Genomic DNA, 15680 nt, shown 5'->3' with positions numbered 1-15680 from the left:
GCGGCGATCTTGCACTTACTGTCCCGGCATTAGCCGCTAAAGCCGCGTATCGGCGACACAAAGTGCAAGATCGCGGGGGCGCGGGGTCAGGTTTGGGCGGGCGTGGGGGTTCGGGAGGCTGCGTGTAGGCGGAGGACGCCGACGGTGGTTGCGCCGGCGCCGGTGATCAGCACCAGCGCGATCATGATCCGGGCGTACTCGGCGGGCCAGGGCACCGGGACGATGGACCGGGCGAACACCGCGGCGTTCGTCGCACCGGCGAAGAGCGCCAGGCAGGCTCCGGCCAGCGCCACGGCGAAGTCGGCGGCCGGGCGGCGGGCCAGCGCGTACCAACCGGCGGCGATCGCACCGACGCCGGTGAGCAGAGACCAGATCTGCCCGGACAGCAGCCCGACCACCACCTCGCCCACGCCCTGGGCGCCGGCGTCCAGCTCCCGCCCCACCGGGTACACCACGGCGACCGCGCCGCCGGCGACCAGCAGCGCACCCAGCGCTGACAGCGCGCGGCCGCCGGCCGGTGAGCCTGCGGCGACCAGGCCGAGCGCGCCCACCGCGAGCAGCCCCACGATGGTCACCGCCCACCAGGTGTACGCGTCCGGCGGCGGCACCCAGTCCAGGGTGCCGCCGATCACCACCGGGTCGGCGCCGTCGCGCAGCGGGACCGTCCAGTCCCGGACCCGGTGCTCGCGGTCGGGTGCGGCGCGTACCGCCGCGGGTGGTGCCGACTCCTGCCACAGCGCGCGCTGGTCGTGCCAGCGCACGGTGGTCCCGTCGGCGATCTTCCGCCAGGACGGCGGGGCGGCCGGGTCGGCTTCGGCCGGGAGCGCGGTGTCCCCGGCGATGGTGCGGTTCAGGTACGTGGCGGGGGAGTGGCTGTTCTCGAACACCCCGTCCGGGCCGACGCGCAGGTACGGCTCGCCCGAGTAGCCGATCACCTCGATGGCGCGGCCCGTGCGGTTGGTCAACTCCAGTCGGGCGCCCGCCTCGACGACGCGTACCTCCAGCCCTGGCCGCGCCGGTGCCACCCCGGTGGTCCGGGTGCGGTAGTCGGTGCCGTCGGGTGCGTCCGCGCCGTGCGCGGCGGCGGGTGCCGCCGTGAGCAGGGTGGCCGCGCAGGCCGCGGTGGCGACCAAGCCGGCACGGGCCAGCAGGGTACGGATCACTTGCCGGCCGCCGCCACGGCTGCGGTGAGACCGTCCGGGGTGGGGTTGGCGACCGGCTGACCGTTGACCAGGATCGTCGGCGTGCCGGTGATGTTGCTCCGGCTGGCCTCTTCGGTGACGTGCCCGGTCCACGTCTTGTACGTGTTGTCCTTGACGCAGCCGCCGAACGAGCCCTGATCGAGGCCCACGCCGACGCCGATGTCGATCAGCTCGTCGTCGGTGAGCCCGGCGCTGCCCTCCGGCGGCTGCTTGTCGAAGAGCGCCTTGGCGTACTCGCGGAACTTGCCCCCGGCCGCGGCGCAGCCGGACGCGGCGGAGGAGCGGGTGGAGTATTCGGTGGTGGAGAAGCGGTTGAGGTACGCCACCGGGTGGTAGACCACCTTCGCCTTGTTCTCGGCCACCAACTGCTCCAGAGTCGCCCCGCTGGTCTGCTCGAACTGCTTGCAGGCCGGGCAGAGGAAGTCCTCGTAGACGTCGACGGTGACCGGCCCGCCGCCGGTGACGATGCCGGTGCCGTCCGCGTTGGCGCCGGGCGGGGTGGTGAAGTCGTCCGAGCGCTGGTTGGACCAGACGCCCCAGCCGATCAGGCCGGCGATGACCAGCACGGCGACCGCGGCGGTGGAGACCCAGAGCGTGCGCCGACGCCGCCGCTCGCGGGCGAGCTGCTCGCGGACCACCCGGGCGGCGTCCCGCTGCCCCTTGCGACTACTCATCCTCGTCCTCCACAGCGGGTTCACCGGACAGCCACCCGTCCACCGACACGGGCGTACGCGGCCAGATCAGTAGAAATCCGGCCAGTACCAAGAATCCCAGGTCACGAAGGATCTCCGGGAGGTAACTGGGGGCCTGCCCCTCGGCGAGCTGCCCGCCGCTGCCGAAGCAGCCACAGTCGATGGCCAGCCCGCGTGCCCAGGCCGAGGCGATCCCCGCGATGAAGACCACCAGCAGTGCTGCGGAGACCACCGCGCTGAGACGGGTGGCCAGCCCGAGCAGCAGCAGTACGCCCAGCGCCAGCTCGACGAAGGGCAGGGCTGCGCCGATCACGGTCGCGACGTCGTACGGCATCACCTGGTACGCGTTGACGGCCCGCCCGGAGGCGGCGAGGTCGCCGACCTTCGACGCGCCGGCGACGAGCCAGACGGCGGCGAGGCCGAGTCGGGCCGCGATGCCGAGCCAGGGCCGGACGACAGACCAGCGGCCAGCCCGGCTGGGAGGTGCAGTCACGCTCATTTGTCGTCCCGTCTCCGCCGGAAGTTCCACGCTCAGCCGGTCAGGGCGTCGCCGACCGCCTCGACCAGCTCGTCGCGGGCCCGGGCGACCCGGGAACGGATGGTGCCCACCGGCACCCCTTCGACGGCGGCGGCCTCGGCGTACGACAGGCCGAGCAGTTGGGTGAGCACGAACGCGGCGCGTCGCTCGGCGCTGAGCCGGCGGACCAGATCAGTGGCGCCGAGCTGGCCGGCCGGGTCCGGGTGCGGGTGGTCGGTGTACGCGTTCGCCGCCAGGCGCTCGTCGAGTCGGCGGCGGCGGATCACCGTGCGCAGGTGGTCGGCGCAGGCCCGCCGGGCGATGCCGAGCAGCCAGGTGCGGGCGCTGGAGCGACCCTCGAACGCGGGCAGGGCCCGAAACGCCCGCAGGTACGTCTCCTGGGTCAGGTCGTCGGCGCTGTCCGGGTCGACCAGGGCGGCGGCGAACCGCCAGACCTCGACCTGGGTCAGCCGGACGAACGCCGCCTGGGCGGCCGGGTCACCGTCGCGCGCGGTCAGCGCCCACTCGGTGGCCGGGTCCCGGGCGACATCGCCGGGCGGCTCTGCCGGACCGGCGGCACCGGTGTCACGCGGGACGGGGATCACGACAACCGAGGTTACGCGGCACCAGGCGGAGCGTCAGGGTCCTTCGGCCCTTGGATGGTCTGCGCCACGTCGGGAACTTTTCCCCACCCCGAGCCGACTACCCGGTCATGACGTGCGACCACGGCAGCGATCACCCGCCTCGGGTCGCCGAAAGTGACACTCGTCGGCGACCATGGCCGGCATGACTGTCGCCCTTCGCCGCTGGATCGCCCGGCTGGCTGCCGCCGCCGGCCTTCTGGTCACCGTCGTCGCCCTGTTGATCGCGCCAGCCACCCCGGCCAGCGCCCACGCGGTGCTTCAGAGCAGCAGCCCGGCCGCTTCCGCGGTGGTGCCGAGCGGGCCGTCCGAGGTGGTCCTCACGTTCAGCGAGTCGGTCCGCAAGGTTCCGGGCAAGATCAGGGTCATCGCCCCGGACGGCTCCCGGGCCGACCGGGGCGAGCCGTCGTTCGACGGCGGTGTCGTGACCATCCCGGTGGATCCGGGCGGTGAGCGTGGCACCTACCTGGTCAGCTTCCGAGTGATCTCCGCCGACAGCCACCCGGTCTCCGGGGCGTTCACCTACTCGGTCGGCGCGCCGTCGACGCCACCCGTCGACACCGGCGTGGACAGCCGCGCCAACCCGGTGGTGGGTACGGCGGTGAAGGTGGCCCGTTTCCTCGGCTACGCGGGCCTGGTGCTGCTGGTCGGGCCGGCGCTGGTGCTCGCCGCGCTCTGGCCACGACGGCTCTCCCGGCGGGGGCCGACCCGGCTGGCCTGGACGGGCCTCGGCCTGGTGGCCGTCGCCACCCTCGCCGACCTGTGGTTGCAGGTGCCCTACACCGCCGGCGGTGGTCTCTTCGACGTGACCGGCGAGGGGTTCGGCAGCGTGTTCGGCAGCGCCTTCGGTGCCGCCCACCTGGTCCGGCTCGGCCTGCTGGCGGCCTCCGTCTTCCTGCTCCGGCCGCTGCTGGCCCGGCCGGCCAGCCGCACCGACGCGATCATTCTGGCCGTGCTCGGCGGTGCTGCCCTGCTGACCTGGCCGCTGGCCGGGCACCCGGCGGCCTCCCCGGCACCGGCAGTCTCCGTGGTGGTCGACGCTGTCCACCTGGGCAGCATGGCGGTCTGGCTGGGCGGTCTGCTCATGCTCGCCGGCTTCCTGCTGCGCCAGGCCGACGAGCGGGAGTTGGGCGCGATCCTGCCGATCTGGTCGCGCTGGGCGGCGCTCGCCGTCTCGGCCCTGCTGTTGGCCGGCACCGTCCAGGCGCTGATCGAGGTGGCCACCCCGCAGGCACTGTTCAACACCACGTACGGCCGGTTGCTGCTCGCCAAGATCGGGCTGTTCGCGATCGTGATCGCCGTGGCCGCGTACTCCCGGCAGTTGGTGCGTCGTCGCATCGCGGCGCAGCGCCCGGCGCCGGTACGCCGGGCGGTCTGGGTGGAGCTGGCCGTGACCGTGGTGGTGCTGGGCCTGTCCGCCACGCTCGTGCAGACCACGCCCGCCCGAACCGCGGTGGCCGGGCCGGCCGGCACCGAGGCCGGGCTCTTCTCGACCACCCTGTCCAGCCCGCTCTACTCCCTGCGGGTCGAGCTGAGCCCGGCCGAGCGGGGCAACAACTCGGTGCACCTGTACGCGTACGGCAAGGACAACAACCTGCCGCTGCCGGTGGTGGAGTGGCGGGCGACCGCCGCGCTGCCCTCGGCCGGGATCGAGCCGATCGAGGTCCCGTTGCTGCCACTGACCGACAACCACGCCTACGGCGACATCAGCCTGCCGGCCGCTGGCGACTGGCAGCTGAAGATCACCGCCCGAACGACCGACATCGACCAGGCCACGGTGACCGCCACCGTGCCCATCCGTTAGAGAGGTTCGCGAAACCCATGACCCGACTCCGGCGTACCGCAACCGCCGCTGCCGCCCTGGCGTTCACCGCCGCCGCCACCGCTGTGTTCGGCTTCGCCGGACCGGCGTCCGCCCACGTGACGGTGAACCCGAAGGAGGCGACCCAGGGCGGCTACGCCCGGGTGGCGTTCCGGGTGCCCAACGAGAGCGACAGCGCGTCGACCACCAAGGTGGAGGTGGTGCTGCCGGAGAACGCGCCGGTCGGCTCGGTGTCGACCATGCCGGTGGCCGGCTGGACGGTGGCCGTGGAGAAGCGCAAGGTGGACCCGCCGATCGAGGTGCACGGCAGCCCGATCACCGAGGCGGTGGCCAAGCTGACCTGGACGGCCGCCGGCGATGCGGGGATCAAGCCGGGCGAGTTCCAGGAGTTTCCCGTCTCGATGGGGCCACTACCGCAGGTCGACTCGATGGTCTTCAAGACCCTGCAGACCTACTCGGACGGCAACATCTCGCGCTGGATCGACCCGCCGGCGCCGGGTGCCGAGGAGCCGGAGAACCCGGCTCCGGTGCTCACCCTCGCCGCGGCGGCGGCACCGTCTGCCTCCGCCGGGCCCACCGCCGGGGCCGTGGCGACGAACGACGATGACGACGATGCCGACGAGGGCAATGGGCTCGCGGTCGGCCTCGGCGTGGCCGGTCTCGTCGCCGGTCTGGCCGGCCTGGTGCTGGGCGGGCTGGCGTTCGCGCGGACCCGCCGGGAGCCGGTCGCCAAGTCCTGACCCCGGCCACACACGCTGGCCCGCCGGAGAATCCGGCGGGCCAGCGCGCTTTCCGGAGTCGAAATCGGCCGTGCCGTGGATATCCCCTGATCAGACGGTGTCCGTCGGTAAGGTCGGCCGGGTATCTGGCTACAGAGGGGGACGGTGCGAATGCGTTTCGTGCGGGCGATCGCCGGAGTGCTGCTGTTGGTCGTAGGGATTCCGGCGTTGTTCGCCGGTGGCGCGCTGTGGTTGGTGACCCGACACGCCGACCCCGATGGGGGCTTCGCCGCCCGCTTCGAGACGGTCCGCACGCCCGGTCACGCGGTCGTGGTCTCCGATCTCGACCGGTTGCTGCGGCGGGAGGCGCCCTTCGCGCGTACCGCGCAGACCCAGCTGCGATTGGACGCCCGCACCTCGGACGGCCCGGCCTTCGTCGGGCTGGCGCCCAGCGCAGAGGTACGCCGCTGGCTGGAGCCGGTGCCGCACGCCGCGGTCCGCCGGGTGGCGCTGGCCCAGGGTCCGCTGCCGGTCCGGCTGGACCCGGCCGGTCCTGCTGCCGGCGCCTCGGCTGATCCGGCCGTCGGTAGCCCGGCCGCTGTGCCGGTCAGCCCGCTGGGTCAGCCGTTCTGGGTACGCGAGGGGATCGGCTCGCTGGAGTGGAGTGCGGACGACCTGGCCGGCGAGCCCATGAGCCTGGTGGTGATGCGCCCGGACGGCGGTGCCGACCTGGCCCTGGACCTGCGCGCCGTGCTGCGGGCAGGGTGGGTCGGCCCAGCCACCTGGGGTCTGCTGGCCGTCGGCGTCCTGCTGGTGGTGTGCGCGGTGCTGTTCCTGTTGCGGCCGCTGCGCCCGCGCGAGGTGATCTTCGTGGTCGAGCCGGATCAGGTGCCGGTGCTCGCCGGACGGCTCGGGGTCACCTCGCTGAGTGGCCTGGGTGCCCGGGATCCCGGTCCGACCCCGCCGTTACCGGCTGTACGGCAGCTCACCGCGGTCGGCTCGGCTGCGGGGGAGCGGCCCCGGTCGGCGATCGGCGCCGAACCGGCCCGGCCGGCCACCCTCGCCGACCTCGACGAGCCGGTCCGGTTGCCCCGCCCACCGGAGGTGACGCTGAGTCTCGCGTGGCCGCCCGCCGGTGCGGAGGCTACGGCCCGGCCGGTGGCGGTGGACGAAACGGCGAGCGGCCCTCCGCGCTGCCGACGCGGAGGGCCACCTTCACCGGGGGATCGGTGCTACCCGAGCGACGCTTGAGGTAGATGAGACCAGATTAGCGGCGATAGCGGCTACTGGGGAGGTCTGTCCATTTGGTGCGACTTTTCCTCAGGGTGGCCCGAGTTTTCCTCAGGGCGGCGCGAGCGCACCGGCAGGGCCACCAGCAGCAGCAGGCTGAGCAGCACGTAGCCGTTTTGCTGGACGAAGTCCACCGGGTCGCGGGTGCGGACCGGTTCCGTACCCCAGTCCGGGAACGTCACCATCCCGTAGATGATCACAGCGGCGGTGCCCAGCGCGAGTACGACCAACCACCGACGTCGGCGTACCTCGTCCGGGCTGTCGGCACTCAACGCCGCGTCCGCGAGCAGCACCACCGCCGGCACGAACCAGTAGATGTGGTGGGTCCAGGTGATCGGGCTGGCCAGGGCCCCCACCAACCCGGTCAACGTCAGCCCCGTCAACGCGTCACCGGCCCGAGCCGCGCGGGCGGCTCGCCACAGCCCGTAGACGGCGACCACGGCGACCACCAGCAGCCAGAGCAGTCGGTCCGGCTTTTCCGGCGCGGTGAACCGGCTGAGCAGGCCGAACAGCGACTGGTTGCCGACCAGGTCGGTGCGCCCCACCCGGTCGGTGTCCCACAGTTCCCGGGTCCAGAACCGCCACGAGTCACGTGGGGCGATGGCCGCCGCCAGCAGGGTCGCCGCCGCCGCGGTCGCGCTCGCCACCGCCGCCGCCCGCCACCGCCGGGTGGCCAGCAGGTACACGATGAAGATGCCGGGGAAGATCTTGAGCGCCGTCGCCAGCCCCACGCCCACTCCGGCCCAGCGTCGCGCCTGCGGCACGGCGAACAGCAGATCGGCCAGGATCAGGACGACCAGCAGCATGTTGATCTGGCCGAAGGTGATCGTCTCGCGGGTGCTCTCCACCGCCAGCACCAGCAGCACGGCCGCGGTCAGGGTGAACGTTCGCGGCAGGTGGTGCCGTGCGATCACCGGCGACACCAGCCACCGAGTCGTCAGCACCACGGCCAGCACGGTGAGCGCCGTGAAGATCGTCACGGTGGCGCCCAGCTTCAGCAGACCGAACGGCCACAGCAGCAGCGCGCTGAACGGCGGGTAGGTGAAGTACAACTCGCCCTGCACCCGGTCAGGTTGGACGTAGTCGTAGAGCGGGTGGCCGACGCGCCACCAGTCCACCGCGGACATGTAGATCTTGAGGTCGAGGAAATTGTGGTTCAGGCCGGGCAGGTAGAGCGCTGGCAGCACGGCGATGAGGGCCACCACCGCGACCAGGCGACGGACCGTACGGCCGCCGGGATCGTCGTCCGTGACGGCGGGCGGTGCTACGGGTTCGGCTGGCACCCCGAAACCCTAGCGGTCTGGTCCGCCGAGAGCGCGCAGCCGCGAGGCGTGGGCTGCGCGTAGGCTGTCCCGGTGGCTGATCTCCTTGTCTGGATCGACTGTGAGATGACCGGGTTGGACCTTGGCAGGGACAAACTGATCGAGGTTGCGGCACTGGTCACCGATCCCGACCTCAACGTGCTGGGTGACGGGGTCGACGTGGTGATCCACGCCGACGAGGCGGCACTGGAGGGGATGCCGGAGATCGTCCAGACGATGCACGCCAAGTCCGGCCTCACCGAGGAGGCCCGCCGCTCGGCCGTGACCCTCGCCGAGGCCGAAGACCTGGTCCTGGAGTACATCCGGACCTTCGTCAAGGATCCGCGTACGGCACCCCTGTGCGGCAACTCGATCGCCACCGACCGGGGCTTCATCGCCCGGGACATGCCCCGCCTCGACGCGCACCTGCACTATCGGATGATCGACGTCTCGTCGATCAAGGAACTGTGCCGTCGCTGGTACCCCCGCGTGTACTTCGGTCAGCCGCCGAAGGGGCTCGCACACCGGGCGCTGGCCGACATCCGGGAGAGCATCCGGGAACTGGAGTACTACCGGCGCACCGTCTTCGTCCCGCTGCCCGGCCCGGACGTCGAGACCGCCAAGGCAATCGCCGCCGAACTCTGACCCGGTAGGTGCCACCGGAGAGCAGGCAACCCGCTGGACGCGGTACGCCGCGGTGTGGCTATTATTGGTCCGCACCCCGCCCGGGGCGATCGACCGGGCGACGGCGGCATGGTGGCTGTAGCTCAGTTGGCAGAGCACCGGGTTGTGGTCCCGGTTGTCGTGGGTTCAATTCCCATCAGTCACCCAGTTGGCTTCACGACTCAGGCCCCCTCTCACGAGGGGGCCTGAGTCGTTTTTGGGTGCGGCACGCGAAAGCCCCCTCCGTGGAGGGGGCTTTCGTCGAGTGGCTCAGGCGGTGGGCGTGGGTGACGGTGTGACGGCGCCGTCGGGGGTTGGCGAGGTGTCCGGGTCGGCGGGGGGCTCGAACGGGAGGGCACTGCCCTTGACGTACTCGTCCCAGCTCATGTTCCAGTCGGTCCAGCCGTTGCCGTTCTGCAGCTTGCGCTCGGTGCCCTTGACCGTGATCGGGTCGCCGACCTGAGTGTTCTTGAACAGCCAGTCACCGTTGGCCATCGACACGTTCACGCAGCCGTGCGAGACGTTCACGCTGCCCTGCTGTCCCTCGGACCAGGGCGCCGCGTGGATGAACTCCCCGCCCCAGGTGAGCCGCTGGGCAAAGTCGATCTTGGTGCGGTAGCCCTCCTCCGGGCCCAACTCCTCCATCGTGTCGAAGACCGTCTTGCGGAGCTTCTCGATCACGACCATGGTGCCGCTGGACGACGGGGTGGTCTTCTTGCCCAGGCTCACCGGGATGGTCTTGATCACAGCACCGTTGCGGGTCACGGTCATCCGCTTGGTCTTGTTGTCCACCGTCATGATCACCGATGGACCGATCTTGATGTCCACGCTGAGGTCGGCGCGGCCGTACCAGCCGTTGCCCATCGGCAGGCCACCGGCCTGCACCCGGTAGGAGACCTTGCTGTCGGCCTTCCAGAACTCCTTCGGCCGGTACCGGATCTCGGTGGGGCTGACCCAGTGCCAGATGCCCGCCTGGGCCGGTGTCGAGGTCACCGTCATCCGGCGCTGCACGTCGTCGCGGTAGTCCTCCGGGATGGCCCGGCTGAACTTCACGATCAGCGGCATCCCGACCCCGACGACCTGGTTGTCCCCGAGGAAGCTGGTCACCCGTACCTGATTGCCTGGCTTGGCCATGGTGGTGAAGGTGCTGGTCGCGGTGGCCGGACGGTCGTCGTCGCCGGTGGCGGTCACGGTCGCCGTGTAGCTCGTGCCGTACGCCAGCGCGCCGGCCGGCAGCCACGTCTTGCCATCCGCGGCGAGGGTGCCCTCGACCGCCTTGCCGGCCGCGTCCTTGAGCTCGACGGCGGTCTCCACAGCGTCCTTCGTGGTGAAGGTGATGCCGGTGGACGCCGGCACGTCCTTGGCGTCGGTCGCCGGCTCGCTGATCGTCGCCGCAGCCTTCGGCGCTGGGCTCTCGCCGCCGCCATGCCACGAGGACGGCTTGCCGCCGTCGCCGTCGGTGCAGGCGGAGGTGAAGGCCAGCGCGACGGCGAGGAGCCCCGCCGCGAACACGCGGCGTCGCCCACCGGGCCGGATCAGCTGGTCCTGGCTAGCTCGCATGATTCCCTCACAGTCGTGGTCGCTGCCCCATCGTCTCCTACTGACGCGCCAGAGCCGGCCCCGGTTGCCGAGGGTGAACCGAAACATGCCGACCAGCATGCCGGAATCTTGCTACTATCCGGCGTTTCGTGAGCCTGGCTCGTCTCCGTACCGGGACTGAGGGGTCGCCGCGGCGTCGTCGCATCGCGGGGAGTGCAAGGATACGCGCCGGCCCGGCCATCGGCAGGGCCGGCGCGAGGACGAAAGGCTCAGAGCGTCGGGCCGGCCCCACCACTGGGCACCGGCAGAGCGCTGCCCTTGATGAACGCCGACCAGCTCAGGCTCCACGCCGTCCAACCGTTGCCGGCGGCGAGCTTGCGCTCGGTGCCTTTCACCGTGATCGGGTCACCGATCCGCGTCTTGTCGAACAGCCACCGGGCGTTCGCCGTGGACACGTTCACGCAGCCGTGCGAGACGTTCCGCCGCCCCTGCACGTGCTCCGACCAGGGTGCGGCGTGGATGTACTCACCACCCCAGGTGAGCCGCTGGGCGAATTCGATGTCGGTGACGTAGCGGTTGGCCGGGTTCGGGTCGTCGCGAGTGTCGAAGACCGTGGCCTCCTTCTTCTCCATCACGACCATCGTGCCGCTGGACGACGGCGTGCTCTTCGCGCCGAGGCTCACCGGGATGGTGCGCACCAGCGCGCCGTTCTCGTACACCGCCATCTTCTTGTTGGCGTTGTCGACCTTCATCACGAACGACCGGCCGATCTTTGCGGTGGCCTTGCGGTCGACGTCGCCGTAACGGCCGTTACTCAGCGGCATCCCCGCCAGGGCGATCCGCACGGTGATGGTCGTGCCCGGCTGCCAGTACTCCGGCGCCCGGTAGTAGGCCTGCGTGCCGTTGTCGACCCAGTGCCACGCCCCCGGCTGCGGCGGGTCGGTGCGGACGAACATCCGCTTCTGCACCGCCGCCCGGTCCTTCTTCGGGATGCCCGGGTGGAACTCGGTGACCACCGGCATGGCCACCCCGTAGCTCTTGTCGTCGAAGAGGTACAGGCCCGACCCGATCGTCGACTTCGGCTTGGCCATCGTGGTGAAGCTGCTGGTGCCCTGGTTGCTGGTGCCGTCGGCTGCGTTCGCCGTCACCGTGGCGGTGTAGCGGGTGCCGTACTTCAGCGGGGCGGACGGCACCCAGGCCGAACCGTCGGTGCGCAGCTTGCCCTCCACCGCGCCCCCGCCGTCAGCGGTCAGGGTCACCGCGGACACCTTCCCGCCGGCCGGGAGCTTCGCGCTGATCTCCGTGCTCACCGGCCTGCTCTTCGTGCCGTCGGCCGGGCTCAGAGTGAGCGCCGGCCCACTCGGCGGGCTTGGTGTCGAGGGTGCGGGCGAGTCGGGTCCGGCGCTCACGTCCGACGACGCCCCGCCAACGAATTCCGGCTTCTTCTTCTCATCGCCGCACCCGGTCAGTGCCAGCGACGCCGCCAGGGTCAGAGCGCCCACCACCGCCCCGGCTCGCGTGAACCGTGCCATCCCCACCTCTGTTCTCGCGTACCTGGCGGACATCGTGCCGCATCGCCGCCGCAACCCATGCCCCCTTCTTGAGCACGCTGGTCGGTTTGTAGCTTTTTGCCCGCAAAGCTCGACCGAAGGGGGGAGTCGGGTAACCGGATTGGAGCCCGGCTTCCAGGGGTGCTAATCTTCTCCCCGTTGCCGAACGAGCGCCGCTAGCTCAACTGGCAGAGCAGCGGACTCTTAATCCGCGGGTTCGGGGTTCGAGTCCCTGGCGGCGCACCAACGATCAAGGCTCTGACCTGGTGGTTCACACTGGGTCGGGGCCTTTTTCGTGTCTGCGGGCGGTCGGTGGTCGCTCGACGGGTGCTCGGGAGCTGTTGGACCCGGCCGTCGTTCTCTTGAATGCCTGGCTGTCGTCATGGACCCATGGGTCAGATGCCCGACTGCCTTCCCGTCATACGCGGTCGAGGAACCTGTTGGCGTGGCGTCGGCTGGTGAGAGTGATCAGCTGGACGTGTGGCCCGTGATCACGGAGCAGGCTGCGGACGCGAGGTCGCATGGTGTGCCGGTAGCCGAGGATGTAGCGGACGAAGTTCCAGGTGATCCGGTCGTAGACGCCGTTGGCCTGGTGCTGGCCGCCGCGGTAGCGCCACCGTCGTTGGACGATGCCCCACAGGCATGCGGCGGCGGGTAGGTCGAGGAAGATCACGGTGTCGGCGGAGGCGAGCCGGATGGGCAGGCTGCTGGCGTAGTTGCCCTCGATGATCCACCGCTCGCCGCTGACGAGCTTCTCCTGTTGGGCGGCGAACTCGTCCCTGGGGAGCGGCGTCCAGTGCTCGTCGTAGTAGATCGCGTCGAGGTGGACCAGCGGTACGTCGAGGATCCGAGCGAGTTTTCTGGCAACGGTGGATTTGCCGCTGCCGCCGCAGCCGATGATGGCGATCCGATCCACGTCTTCCACGGTAGGGCCGAGGAGGCGCACTCCGGCGGAAGGAGGGTTAGCGGCGCTCGGATCCTGTGCTTCATCCCATGGGGACATGGTGAGGGCCCATCGTGGTGTTCCGGATGCTGCCGCATGGGTCAACTCTGAGGTGAGCGCCAGCGACTCGACGTGTCGCTGACTTGATGTGACGGCACGCATGCGCTGTGCTTGCAACTGGTCGTCGTTCGATCGGGGTGATTCGTGGCTGCACAGGTGGATCCTGAGTGGTGGAGTTCGGGGCTTTGGAACGGTCGACCGATCAGTGAGTTTCTGCGGCGGCGCGACATCACTGCGGTCTTCCACTTCCTCCACGCCAGGGGCGTGTCATACGGCCGGATTGCGACTCTTGTTGGCGTCTCGCCCCACCGCGCTGCTGAAATTGCCAAAGGCGTCCGCCAGGTCACGGCCTACGAGGTTTTGGAACGGATCGCAGCCGGTCTGAACATTCCGCGTCCGGCTATGGGACTCGGGCGCGACGAGGACATCGTTGTGCCTCGCGACCCCAACCGCCTGGCCGTGGAGGGTGGAGCGGACCGATCGCCGGCCGGTGCCGGCGCCCGCGTCGAGGTCAGCAATCTGGTCAGACTCCGCCTGGGACTGGACGAGGCTCTGGCGGCGGCGAGTGTCGCTCCTCGGCAGCTTGAGCTGATTGAACAAGCTGCGGGCGAGCATATGAGGGTCTACCCTTCGGCTTCGCCGCAAATCATGCTGTCGCTGCTGGCCGCCGACTGCCGAGAGGTCCAGGCGCTTTCGCTTCGGCGGCAGCCGGCGGCAGTCCAGTCCCGGCTGTCCGGGGTGGCGGCGTTGCTGGCGACGATGTGCGCTGATGCGTTGATGAGGCTCGGAGACGTGTCCGAGGCTCGACGGTGGTACGGCACGGCGATCCACGCGGCGGACGACAGCGGGGATACTCGTTTCAGGGTGCTCGCGCGGGCCCAAGCGGCGATGCTGCCGTACTACTTCGGGGATCCAACCCAAACCGTCGCCCTGGCAGATGCGGCTCTGGCGGTGACGTCGAACGCATCGTCGTCGGGTGCCCTGGCAGCGGCGGGCCGGGCGCGTGCTCTGGCCCGGATCGGCGCCATCGAGCAGGCGCGGTCGGCCATCGATCAGGCACGGCGGCTGTTCGATCAGGCTGGCGACGAAGACACCGACGTGGCGTTCAGGTTTCCGGCGAAACGGCTGCTGTTCTACCTCTCCGGGGCATACACCTGGCTCGGTGACACGGTGGAGGCGTACCGGCTCCAGGACGAGGCATTGCGGCTCTACGGCGCGGCTCCGGCCGTACCGATCGACGTGGCGCTCATCGCCCTGGACCGGTCGATGTGCCTCGCGCAGGACCGGCGGGCGACCGAAGCGGCGCTGACCGCGCATGATGCCGTCGCGGACCTGCACGAGACGCAGCCTACGGAGATCATCCTGACCAGGGCCACCGACGTGGCCACGGCGATCCCCGAGAAAAACGGGCGCGGCGAGGTCGCCAGCTTGACGGATTACCTACGGGCGTGCCGCGAGCGCGCCCGTAGTCTTGGGACCACAGCCGCACTCGGTCCCTAGGAGCCCCATGTTCATCGAGGCGCGCACCCGACCGGTGCTCGCCGAGGTGTGTCGTCTCCTCGGCTACCCCGACTCGAACGCGATCCTGTTGCGGCACCACACCAACGCCGTCTACGCGGTCGGTGACGTGGTCGTCAAGATCGCCCCGGGCGATCATGACCTAGAACGGGTGCGCGGGATGGTGGCCGTGGTCGACTGGCTGGTGGCCCGAGGTTTCCCCACGGTGGGCCTTTATCCGGGCGTGTCCCAGCCGATGCGGGTGGGCGGGTACGCCGTCACGGTCTGGCAGCGTCTGGACCCGGCACACGACGACCCCATCACCGTCTCCGAGCTCGGAAGCCTTCTCCGGGACCTGCACGCCTTGCCCGCTCCGCCGGTGCCGCTGCCTTCACTGCGACCGATCCACGGCATCGAGCGGGCCGTCACCCGTTCGGAGATCCTGAACGGCAAGGAACAGGATCTGCTGATGGGACGGCTCGAGGCGCTGGCCGTCGGCTGGGAGGCGGTGCGGTTTCCCCACGGCGCGAGCATGATCCAGTCCGATCCGCAGATCCGCAACGCGCTCCGGCGTTTCGACGGCACGCCCGTACTGGCCGACTGGGACGGCGCCGCCCTCGGGCCCCGGGAGTGGGACATCGCCACGGTCGCTGTCCACTGCCGCCGGTTCGACCCGCCCGGTCCCGGTGCCTTCGCCGGCTTCACCGCCGCCTACGGCTGGGATGCCACCTCGTGGCCGAGGTTCGAGGAGCTGTGCCAGCTCCGTGAGCTGCAGATGATCGCCACCAACGCTCGCAAGTCCCGGCCCGGAACCGAGGCCGCCGACGAGGTGCGCCACCGGATCGCTGGCCTCATCGACGACGCGGCGGAACTCCGCCGCTGGCACATTCTCTGAGCCGAGTCTCCTAAGGCGGCCACTGCCTGTCCTCTCCGCATTGGCCCAGGCGGGACACGGTGACGCCCACCGTGTCCCACCACGCTGGGTCTGTCTCTTGCCAGTGCCGCCAACGATTGTGGACGTCAGGAACACGTCGGCGGAACGGTCCAGGACCATCCTGACCCCCATGGCGCGCCGACGGGCCAGCGGCAATGTCACGCCAGGGAGACCCAGATGGATGTGCCGATCGGCGACAGGTCGGAATGCGACCCGACGCACCGGCAAGTGCTCGCGCCGGGCACTCCGTCGACCGCACGGGTGACTCCCCGTTCGCGTACCGCCAGCAGGGCTGCGTGGGCGGGTGACC

Annotated in this window: 13 protein-coding genes, 2 tRNA genes and 1 pseudogene; 8 read left to right on the top strand and 8 right to left on the bottom strand. The window is 70.6% G+C overall.

What is annotated here, in order from left to right; genetic code table 11:
- Positions 1 to 86 precede the first annotated feature (86 nt).
- The 4 genes from ABZS37_RS20300 to ABZS37_RS20285 are packed head-to-tail and all read right to left on the bottom strand — an operon-like array spanning position 87 to position 3016.
- Positions 87 to 1163 (bottom strand): hypothetical protein, encoded by a 1077-nt coding sequence (locus tag ABZS37_RS20300; protein WP_355171042.1) that lies wholly within the window; start codon positions 1161 to 1163, stop codon positions 87 to 89.
- Positions 1160 to 1876, bottom strand: a complete 717-nt coding sequence (locus ABZS37_RS20295; RefSeq protein ID WP_355171040.1) for a thioredoxin domain-containing protein — start codon at positions 1874 to 1876, stop codon at positions 1160 to 1162. The genes ABZS37_RS20300 and ABZS37_RS20295 overlap by 4 nt, the downstream gene beginning before the upstream one ends.
- Positions 1869 to 2393, bottom strand: a complete 525-nt coding sequence (locus tag ABZS37_RS20290; RefSeq protein ID WP_355171038.1) for a MauE/DoxX family redox-associated membrane protein — start codon at positions 2391 to 2393, stop codon at positions 1869 to 1871. Before ABZS37_RS20290 ends, ABZS37_RS20295 begins: the two co-directional genes overlap by 8 nt.
- Positions 2394 to 2425: 32 nt before the next feature.
- Positions 2426 to 3016 (bottom strand): sigma-70 family RNA polymerase sigma factor, encoded by a 591-nt coding sequence (locus ABZS37_RS20285; RefSeq protein WP_355171036.1) that lies wholly within the window; start codon positions 3014 to 3016, stop codon positions 2426 to 2428.
- 172 nt (positions 3017 to 3188) lie between these two features.
- On the opposite strand from ABZS37_RS20285, the gene ABZS37_RS20280 reads away from it, so the two are divergent.
- The 3 genes and pseudogenes from ABZS37_RS20280 to ABZS37_RS20270 form a co-directional block, all read left to right on the top strand.
- Positions 3189 to 4856, top strand: coding sequence for a copper resistance protein CopC (locus ABZS37_RS20280; protein ID WP_355171034.1), 1668 nt, complete (start codon positions 3189 to 3191; stop codon positions 4854 to 4856).
- Between the two features lie 17 nt (positions 4857 to 4873).
- Positions 4874 to 5614, top strand: coding sequence for a YcnI family protein (locus ABZS37_RS20275; protein ID WP_355171032.1), 741 nt, complete (start codon positions 4874 to 4876; stop codon positions 5612 to 5614).
- Positions 5615 to 6313: 699 nt separating this feature from the next.
- Positions 6314 to 6616: pseudogene (locus ABZS37_RS20270) on the top strand (hypothetical protein); the annotation flags it as partial.
- Between the two features lie 260 nt (positions 6617 to 6876).
- Here ABZS37_RS20270 and ABZS37_RS20265 read toward each other — a convergent pair.
- Complete coding sequence (locus tag ABZS37_RS20265; protein ID WP_355171030.1) at positions 6877 to 8166, bottom strand: glycosyltransferase 87 family protein; 1290 nt, start codon at positions 8164 to 8166, stop codon at positions 6877 to 6879.
- Between the two features lie 72 nt (positions 8167 to 8238).
- Between ABZS37_RS20265 and orn the strand changes: the two genes are divergently transcribed.
- Together orn and ABZS37_RS20255 are read left to right on the top strand one after the other, a co-directional pair.
- Positions 8239 to 8829 (top strand): oligoribonuclease, encoded by a 591-nt coding sequence (orn, locus tag ABZS37_RS20260; RefSeq protein WP_355171028.1) that lies wholly within the window; start codon positions 8239 to 8241, stop codon positions 8827 to 8829.
- Between the two features lie 111 nt (positions 8830 to 8940).
- Positions 8941 to 9013 (top strand) — tRNA-His (locus tag ABZS37_RS20255).
- A gap of 104 nt (positions 9014 to 9117) precedes the next feature.
- On the opposite strand, the gene ABZS37_RS20250 is transcribed toward ABZS37_RS20255, so the two are convergent.
- Both ABZS37_RS20250 and ABZS37_RS20245 read right to left on the bottom strand, forming a co-directional pair.
- Positions 9118 to 10407, bottom strand: a complete 1290-nt coding sequence (locus tag ABZS37_RS20250) for an Ig-like domain-containing protein (RefSeq protein ID WP_355171026.1) — start codon at positions 10405 to 10407, stop codon at positions 9118 to 9120.
- 248 nt (positions 10408 to 10655) lie between these two features.
- Positions 10656 to 11918, bottom strand: coding sequence for an Ig-like domain-containing protein (locus tag ABZS37_RS20245; RefSeq protein ID WP_355171024.1), 1263 nt, complete (start codon positions 11916 to 11918; stop codon positions 10656 to 10658).
- Positions 11919 to 12106: 188 nt separating this feature from the next.
- Between ABZS37_RS20245 and ABZS37_RS20240 the strand changes: the two genes are divergently transcribed.
- Positions 12107 to 12182: transfer RNA gene (locus ABZS37_RS20240), tRNA-Lys, on the top strand.
- A 172-nt stretch (positions 12183 to 12354) separates the two neighbouring features.
- Here the strand turns inward: ABZS37_RS20240 and ABZS37_RS20235 are convergent.
- Positions 12355 to 12852, bottom strand: coding sequence for a topology modulation protein (locus ABZS37_RS20235; protein ID WP_355171022.1), 498 nt, complete (start codon positions 12850 to 12852; stop codon positions 12355 to 12357).
- Between the two features lie 231 nt (positions 12853 to 13083).
- On the opposite strand from ABZS37_RS20235, the gene ABZS37_RS20230 reads away from it, so the two are divergent.
- Entirely contained in the window at positions 13084 to 14439 is a 1356-nt protein-coding gene (locus ABZS37_RS20230) for a hypothetical protein (RefSeq protein ID WP_355171021.1), read from the top strand.
- A 7-nt stretch (positions 14440 to 14446) separates the two neighbouring features.
- The gene (locus ABZS37_RS20225; protein WP_355171019.1) at positions 14447 to 15331 is read left to right on the top strand and encodes a phosphotransferase; all 885 of its coding nucleotides are present in this window, start codon (positions 14447 to 14449) and stop codon (positions 15329 to 15331) included.
- Positions 15332 to 15680 lie beyond the last annotated feature (349 nt).

The sequence above is a fragment of the Micromonospora sp. NPDC005413 genome, assembly GCF_040606435.1.
In the GTDB taxonomy this organism is placed as follows: domain Bacteria; phylum Actinomycetota; class Actinomycetes; order Mycobacteriales; family Micromonosporaceae; genus Micromonospora.
Note: the sequence above shows the minus strand (reverse complement) of the source record. Positions and strands in the feature narration are given on the sequence as shown.

What these genes read in the sequence shown, in the direction of transcription:
- ABZS37_RS20295 (WP_355171040.1), bottom strand. Translation starts at nt 1,876, where the DNA reads ATGAGTAGTCGCAAGGGGCAGCGGGACGCCGCCCGGGTGGTCCGCGAG.
- ABZS37_RS20290 (WP_355171038.1), bottom strand. Translation starts at nt 2,393, where the DNA reads ATGAGCGTGACTGCACCTCCCAGCCGGGCTGGCCGCTGGTCTGTCGTC.
- ABZS37_RS20280 (WP_355171034.1), top strand. Translation starts at nt 3,189, where the DNA reads ATGGCCGGCATGACTGTCGCCCTTCGCCGCTGGATCGCCCGGCTGGCT.
- ABZS37_RS20275 (WP_355171032.1), top strand. Translation starts at nt 4,874, where the DNA reads ATGACCCGACTCCGGCGTACCGCAACCGCCGCTGCCGCCCTGGCGTTC.
- ABZS37_RS20250 (WP_355171026.1), bottom strand. Translation starts at nt 10,407, where the DNA reads ATGCGAGCTAGCCAGGACCAGCTGATCCGGCCCGGTGGGCGACGCCGC.
- ABZS37_RS20245 (WP_355171024.1), bottom strand. Translation starts at nt 11,918, where the DNA reads ATGGCACGGTTCACGCGAGCCGGGGCGGTGGTGGGCGCTCTGACCCTG.
- ABZS37_RS20225 (WP_355171019.1), top strand. Translation starts at nt 14,447, where the DNA reads ATGTTCATCGAGGCGCGCACCCGACCGGTGCTCGCCGAGGTGTGTCGT.